Source organism: Polaromonas sp. (genome assembly GCF_029945895.1).
GTDB lineage: Bacteria > Pseudomonadota > Gammaproteobacteria > Burkholderiales > Burkholderiaceae_C > Polaromonas.
The window spans coordinates 1-5987 of the sequence record NZ_JAQSDL010000004.1 but is presented as its reverse complement, the minus strand read 5'-3'; the positions used below and the strand labels follow the sequence as shown (position 1 = coordinate 5987).

The 5987-nt window shown below is 64.3% G+C and carries 7 protein-coding genes; 4 read left to right on the top strand and 3 right to left on the bottom strand.

Annotated features, from left to right (window positions below; all coding sequences use genetic code 11):
- Together PSV33_RS00505 and PSV33_RS00500 are read left to right on the top strand one after the other, a co-directional pair.
- Positions 1-230: heme-binding protein (locus PSV33_RS00505; RefSeq protein ID WP_300557488.1), on the top strand; the 230-nt coding region annotated here is incomplete at its 5' end.
- Positions 231-249: 19 nt separating this feature from the next.
- Complete coding sequence (locus PSV33_RS00500) at positions 250-957, top strand: ankyrin repeat domain-containing protein (protein WP_300557486.1); 708 nt, start codon at positions 250-252, stop codon at positions 955-957.
- Positions 958-965: 8 nt separating this feature from the next.
- Here the strand turns inward: PSV33_RS00500 and tyrS are convergent, their stop codons facing one another.
- Complete coding sequence (gene tyrS / locus PSV33_RS00495; protein ID WP_300557484.1) at positions 966-2198, bottom strand: tyrosine--tRNA ligase; 1233 nt, start codon at positions 2196-2198, stop codon at positions 966-968.
- Positions 2199-2452: 254 nt separating this feature from the next.
- On the opposite strand from tyrS, the gene PSV33_RS00490 reads away from it, so the two are divergent.
- The gene (locus PSV33_RS00490) at positions 2453-3772 is read left to right on the top strand and encodes a M23 family metallopeptidase (protein ID WP_300557482.1); all 1320 of its coding nucleotides are present in this window, start codon (positions 2453-2455) and stop codon (positions 3770-3772) included.
- Between the two features lie 108 nt (positions 3773-3880).
- Positions 3881-5047 carry an anhydro-N-acetylmuramic acid kinase gene (locus tag PSV33_RS00485; RefSeq protein WP_300557480.1) on the top strand — a complete coding sequence of 389 codons (1167 nt, stop codon included), beginning with the start codon at positions 3881-3883 and terminating at the stop codon, positions 5045-5047.
- 242 nt (positions 5048-5289) lie between these two features.
- Here the strand turns inward: PSV33_RS00485 and erpA are convergent, their stop codons facing one another.
- Together erpA and PSV33_RS00475 are read right to left on the bottom strand one after the other, a co-directional pair.
- A complete protein-coding gene (gene erpA, locus PSV33_RS00480) occupies positions 5290-5655 on the bottom strand; it encodes an iron-sulfur cluster insertion protein ErpA (RefSeq protein WP_300557478.1) in 366 nt (121 codons plus the stop codon).
- A gap of 72 nt (positions 5656-5727) precedes the next feature.
- Positions 5728-5987: polymer-forming cytoskeletal protein (locus PSV33_RS00475; RefSeq protein ID WP_300557476.1), on the bottom strand; the 260-nt coding region annotated here is incomplete at its 5' end.

Below are 5987 nucleotides of genomic sequence, written 5' to 3'. Positions count from 1 at the left end.
CGGCATCGGCCAAAAACACCACGCTGGCCATGATGGACGGCGCGCAGAAAAACCCTGCCGCGGCCAACCTGGTGCACATCCCCGGTTTCCTGCTGCTGGGCGGCGGCGTGCCGGTGAAAGTCGGCAACGAGGTGATCGGCGCGGTCGGCGTCGGCGGCGCGCCTGGTGGCCACCTCGATGAACAGTGTGCGATGGTCGCACTCGACAAGGTCAAGGACCAGCTGAAGTAAGCCCCCCGGGAGAGCCGCCATGACCACACGCCTTTTGGGTTCCCTGCTGTACCTGCTGTTCGCAGCCTGCGGTGTCGGCGGATGGGGGCTTCACCCGGCCGCGGCCCAGACCGCGCCCGGGCCCCGGGAAGTCGCCGCTTACACCGGACTGCATGCGGCCGCACACGCGGGCGACGCGCAACGCATCGCCCCACTCGCGGCAGGGGCGGTCCTGGATGCGCGCGACGGCAACGGCCGCACGCCCATTCACGTCGCGGCCTTTGCACGCCAGCGCGAGGTGATCCGCGCGCTGGCCAAAGCGGGCGCCAACGTCAACCTGCTGGACAAGGACCGTTACGACGCCGTGACCATCGCGTCCGTCGCCGACGACGAGGAGACGCTGCGCACCCTGCTGGCGCTGGGTGCCAGCGCGAAACAGGTGACCAGTCGCTACGACGGCACGGCGCTGATCGCCGCCGCGCACCTGGGACATGACGGTGTGGTCCGGCAGTTGATCGCGGCCGGCGCGCCGCTGGACCACGTCAACAACCTGCACTGGACGGCAGCCATCGAAGCGGTGGTGCTGGGCGACGGTGGGCCCCGCCACCAGCACACGTTGCAGGCCCTGATCTCGGCCGGGGCGAACCTGCAGCTGGCCGATCGCCATGGCCAAACCCCGCTGCAGCTCGCAAGGACGCGCGGCTACACCGGGATGGTCAGGATGCTGGAAAAAGCGGGTGCGCGTTAACGCGGCGCCTATGCCAGGGTCACGCGCGCAAACTTGCGCTTGCCCACCTGCACGACGTAGGTGCCCTCGCCCAGCTTGAGGCCCTTGTCGCTGACAACGCTGGAATCGACACGCACCCCGCCGCCGTCGATCAGGCGGTTGCCTTCGCCGGTGGAAGCCGCCAGTCCGGCCGCCTTCAGCAGCGCAGCTATACCCAGCGGCGCCCCGCTCAGGGCCAATTCAGGAATCTCGTCGGGCACGCCACCCTTGCTGCGGTTGATGAAGTCCTGCTCCGCGGCGTCTGCCGCGGCGACGGAATGGAACCGCGCCGTGATCTCCCTGGCGAGCATCACCTTGGCGTCCTTGGGGTTGCGTCCGCCTTCGACTTCCCTCTTCAGTGCGGCAATGTCGGCCTCGGTCTTGAAGCTCAGCAGCGTGAACCACTTCCACATCAGCACATCGGAAATCGACAGCACCTTGGCAAACATGGTGTTGGGCTCTTCGGAAATGCCGATGTAGTTGTTCTTGCTTTTGGACATCTTCTCCACGCCGTCCAGCCCCTCGAGCAGCGGCATGGTCAAAATACACTGCGGCTCCTGGCCGTATTCGGCCTGCAGGTGGCGGCCCATCAGCAGGTTGAACTTCTGGTCAGTGCCGCCGAGCTCCAGGTCGGATTTGAGCGCCACCGAGTCATACCCCTGCATCAGCGGGTAAAGAAACTCATGCACGCTGATCGGCGTGCCGGCCTTGAAACGGTCATGAAAATCGTTGCGCTCCATCATGCGCGCCACCGTGTATCGGGCGGCCAGTTCGATCATGCCGCGCGCGCCCAGCGGGTCGCTCCACTCGCTGTTGTAGCGAATCTCGGTCCGGGCAGGGTCCAGCACCAGAGAAGCCTGACGGTAGTAGGTGTCGGCATTTGCCTTGATCTGCTCCGCCGTCAGCGGAGGACGGGTGTTGTTGCGCCCCGACGGATCACCGATCAGGCTCGTGAAATCGCCGATGAGAAAGATGACGGTATGGCCCAGATCCTGGAGCTGACGCATTTTGTTCAAGACCACGGTATGTCCGACATGAATGTCAGGCGCCGTCGGATCCAGCCCCAATTTGATGCGTAGCGGAACACCGGTGGCCTCCGAACGCGCGAGTTTTTTCAGCCATTCATCCTGGGGAATCAGTTCCTCACAACCCCGCAGGGACACGGCCAGAGCCTCCCTGGCACGGTCTGTCACGGGGAATTTTGTAACAAGTTCTTGATTCATAAGGGTTTTTCACAAGTCGAGCAGTTGTCTGACAGATATAATCGCGTTTCTGCCGTTGCGGAGTCCCCAAGCAGGCTGGCCCGCAAATTGCAAACCGATTCTAAGTTGTTGCACCTTCCGCCTTTGGCAGGAGAGCGAACAACACCATCATCAGTCGCCATCAGGTTGCTACCGCAGCCTGAGGCCTACAAAGGTTGGGAACCCCAGTTTTGATCAAGAACGATCTCGCACAAGGCCTGCAAGCAGTCGCAAACATGCTTCGCCGCCACCCGAAAAGAATCACAGGCACCTTGGCCGCCTTGTTGCTGGGAACCGGGGTCACCGCCTTCGGCGTCGCGCCGCTGGCACCCGATGCCGCCGACCTGCCAGTCCGCCAGGTTCTGGAAGCCGTGCAGAGCCTGCCGACTGAAGCACAAACCGAAACGCTGGACACTTTTCAGTTCAAGCTGTTCCGCACCGAAAGCACGCGCAGCAGCGACACCTTTGACGCCCTGCTCAAGCGCCTGAACATTGATGACACGGCAGCGGCGGCCTTCCTTCGCAGCGATGCCAACGCACGGTTGGTGCTGGCCGGACGGCCTGGCAAGAATGTCACGGCAGAGGCCAGCGACAGCCAGCAGCTCCTCAAGCTGAGCATGCGCTGGCCCAGCGACGATGAAACGCTGTTCAAGCGTCTGGTTGTTGAGCGGACCGCCACAGGCTGGACCTCCCGGATAGAGACCGCCGCGTATGTTGCAACGACCCGCCTGGCCAGTGGAGCCATCCAGTCGTCGCTGTTTGCTGCAACAGACGAGGCCGGCATCGCCGATGCCGTGGCCGTGCAGGTCGCCGAGATCTTTTCAGCGGACATTGATTTCCGCCGGGCCCTGCGCAAAGGGGACCGCTTCAACGTGGTGTACGAGACGCTGGAAGCCGACGGCGAGGCCCTGCGCACTGGTCGCGTGCTCTCGGCGGAGTTCGTGAACGCCGGCAAGGCCTACCAGGCCATGTGGTTCCAGCCGCCGGGCAAGGACAACACCGGTACGCCCTACCGCGGTGGCTACTACGCCCTTGACGGCCAGAGCCTGCGCCGTGCCTACCTCAGCTCTCCCGTCGAGTTCTCGCGGATCAGCAGCGGTTTTTCGATGCGTTTCCATCCCATCCTGCAAAAATGGCGCGCCCATCTCGGGACCGATTTCGCCGCCAGCACCGGCACCCCTGCACGTACGGTGGGTGACGGGGTGGTGGAATTCTCGGGCGTGCAGAACGGCTACGGCAACGTGGTCTTCATCAAACATCGCAGCGGCCATGAAACGGTTTACGCCCACCTGAGCAAGCTTCTGGTCCAGCGTGGCCAGAGTGTCACCCAGGGCCAGGCCATCGGACTGGTGGGCGCAACCGGCTGGGCCACCGGTCCTCACCTGCATTTCGAGTTTCGTGTCAACGGCGTGCAGCAGGATCCGATGACGATTGCCAAGCAAAGCGAGACCATTCCGGTTCCGCCGGCCGCGATGCCGCTGTTCCGCGAGCTGGCCACCAGCGTGAAGTTGGACCTGCAGGCCGCTGCAACCATGCTCCAGACCCGGACCGAATAAGGCGGACGCGGCGGGCGCTTCTCACCTGTCCGCAAGCTCTTCCGCCCGTGCCCGACCAAGGGGTTCCGGTACCCCAAGGCGTGGCACGACCATGCGGCAGAATAAGGCATGGCTGATTACTACATGGGGTTGATGTCGGGCACCTCGCTCGATGGCGCAGACGGCGTTCTGGTGGATTTCGACCTGCCGGTGCCACGTGTCATGGCCTCGGCGTCCGTCCCCTTCCCGGATGCCTTCCGGGCCGAACTGCTGGCCCTCAACACCGCCGGCCACAATGAACTGCACCGCGCAGCGTTGGCCGCCAACCAGCTGGCCATGGTGTACACACAGGTGGTCCATGCCCTGCTGGCGCAGGCGGGCCACCAGGGCGTCACGGCGGGCCAGGTGCGTGCCATCGGAGCCCACGGGCAGACCGTACGCCACCGGCCGCAGGAATTCGGGGACGACCCGCTCAGCGGCGGATCCGATGCCGGCTACACGCTGCAACTGAACAACCCCGCCCTGCTGGCTGAACTCACCGGCCTGGACGTGGTCGCCGATTTCCGCACCGCCGACCTCGCCGCCGGGGGCCAGGGCGCGCCGCTGGTGCCTGCGTTTCACCATGCTGTCTTTGCGCAACCGCAACGGGACATCGCGGTGCTCAACATCGGCGGCATCAGCAACCTGACGCTGCTGGCGGCGCACGGCGGCGCGGTCAAGGGGTTTGACTGCGGTCCCGGTAACGCCCTGATGGACTTCTGGTGCCTGCAGCACACCGGCCGGCCCTACGACGCATCGGGCGCCTGGGCTGCATCAGGAACCGTGATGCCCGGTCTGCTGGCGCGCCTGTTGGCGGCGCCCTACTTCACCAAGGCACCGCCAAAAAGCACCGGGCGCGACCTGTTCAATCCCGCATGGCTGACCGGGCAGCTCAGCGGCGCGGAGGTCAGCGCACCGCAGGATGTGCAGGCCACCCTCACCGCACTGACGGCGCAGGCCTGCGCACGCGACCTGATACGTCACGCACCCCACACCACCGAACTGCTGGTCTGTGGCGGCGGCGCCTTCAATGACGAACTGATGCGACAACTGGCCCAGGCCCTGCCCGGGGTCCGCGTCCAGCCGACCACCGCGTGCGGACTGCCGCCGCTGCAAGTGGAAGCCACGGCCTTTGCATGGCTGGCGCGAGCGTGGCACCACCGGGAGCCCGGTAGCCTGCCAGCCGTCACGGGCGCGCGCGGCCCGCGCGTGCTGGGGGCTTTGTATGTGGCCCCCACGGTCGCTCACTGCGTGTAGCTCCCGAGGCCTTGCAGGCCGCGGCTCGCTGGAAGCTTCGCCTCTGTCGCCTGTCCAAACCTGCGCAGGCAGGTTTGGAGCCGCAGGCTCCAGCCCCTCGGGGCGCTACGCGTGCGCACCGGCAAAGCCGGATCCGCGGCCCTGGCTTGAAGTGAAAACCCCAAGCGGTGTCGACTGCTGACGTTGAGCGGCGGGCATGAAAAAAGGACCCGGAGGTCCTTTTTTCTGGAGGCGGGAAAAACTCAGGCCGTAAAGCTGGAGCCGCAACCGCAGGTGCTGGTGGCATTGGGGTTCTTGATGACGAACTGGGCGCCTTCGAGGTCGTCCTTGTAGTCAATTTCAGCGCCCACGAGATACTGGTAACTCATCGCGTCGATCAGCAGGGACACACCATTTTTGGTCATGGTGGTGTCGTCTTCGTTGGTGATTTCGTCGAAGGTGAAGCCGTACTGGAAGCCGGAGCAACCGCCACCTTGAACAAACACGCGCAGTTTCAGGTCCGGATTGCCTTCTTCGGCAATCAGGTCGGCGACTTTGGCCGCCGCGCTGTCGGTAAAGACAAAGGGGGCGGGCATTTCGGACTGGATGTTTTCAGCTACTGCGCTCATGGGGAACTCCGTTTTCAGAACTTACGCTTTTAATAGTACAGCAATTCAATCAACCATAAGGCCTGCACTGGCTTAGAGTCGGCCGTAACCGCTGACCGGGGCGTCTTCCCGGGCCTTCTCGACGTTGTTGGCGGCCAGCTTCAGGAGGGGCTTGTCGCTGACTTCGTGGTTGGTGGGCCGCAACTGGCCAAAGATGACGGCACCCTGGTGCATTTCAAGCGCTTTGTAGGCTACATCGCCCTGAATCTTGGCCTTGGGCTGCAATTCGAGCAGTTCTGCCGCATGCACCGGCCCCATGACGCGGCCGTTGATGATGACGTGGTCGGCATGGA

Excerpts from the sequence above, each read along its gene's own strand:
- PSV33_RS00490 (WP_300557482.1), top strand. The coding sequence starts at position 2,453 with ATGCTTCGCCGCCACCCGAAAAGAATCACAGGCACCTTGGCCGCCTTG.
- erpA (WP_300557478.1), bottom strand. The coding sequence starts at position 5,655 with ATGAGCGCAGTAGCTGAAAACATCCAGTCCGAAATGCCCGCCCCCTTT.
- PSV33_RS00485 (WP_300557480.1), top strand. The coding sequence starts at position 3,881 with ATGGCTGATTACTACATGGGGTTGATGTCGGGCACCTCGCTCGATGGC.
- PSV33_RS00500 (WP_300557486.1), top strand. The coding sequence starts at position 250 with ATGACCACACGCCTTTTGGGTTCCCTGCTGTACCTGCTGTTCGCAGCC.
- tyrS (WP_300557484.1), bottom strand. The coding sequence starts at position 2,198 with ATGAATCAAGAACTTGTTACAAAATTCCCCGTGACAGACCGTGCCAGG.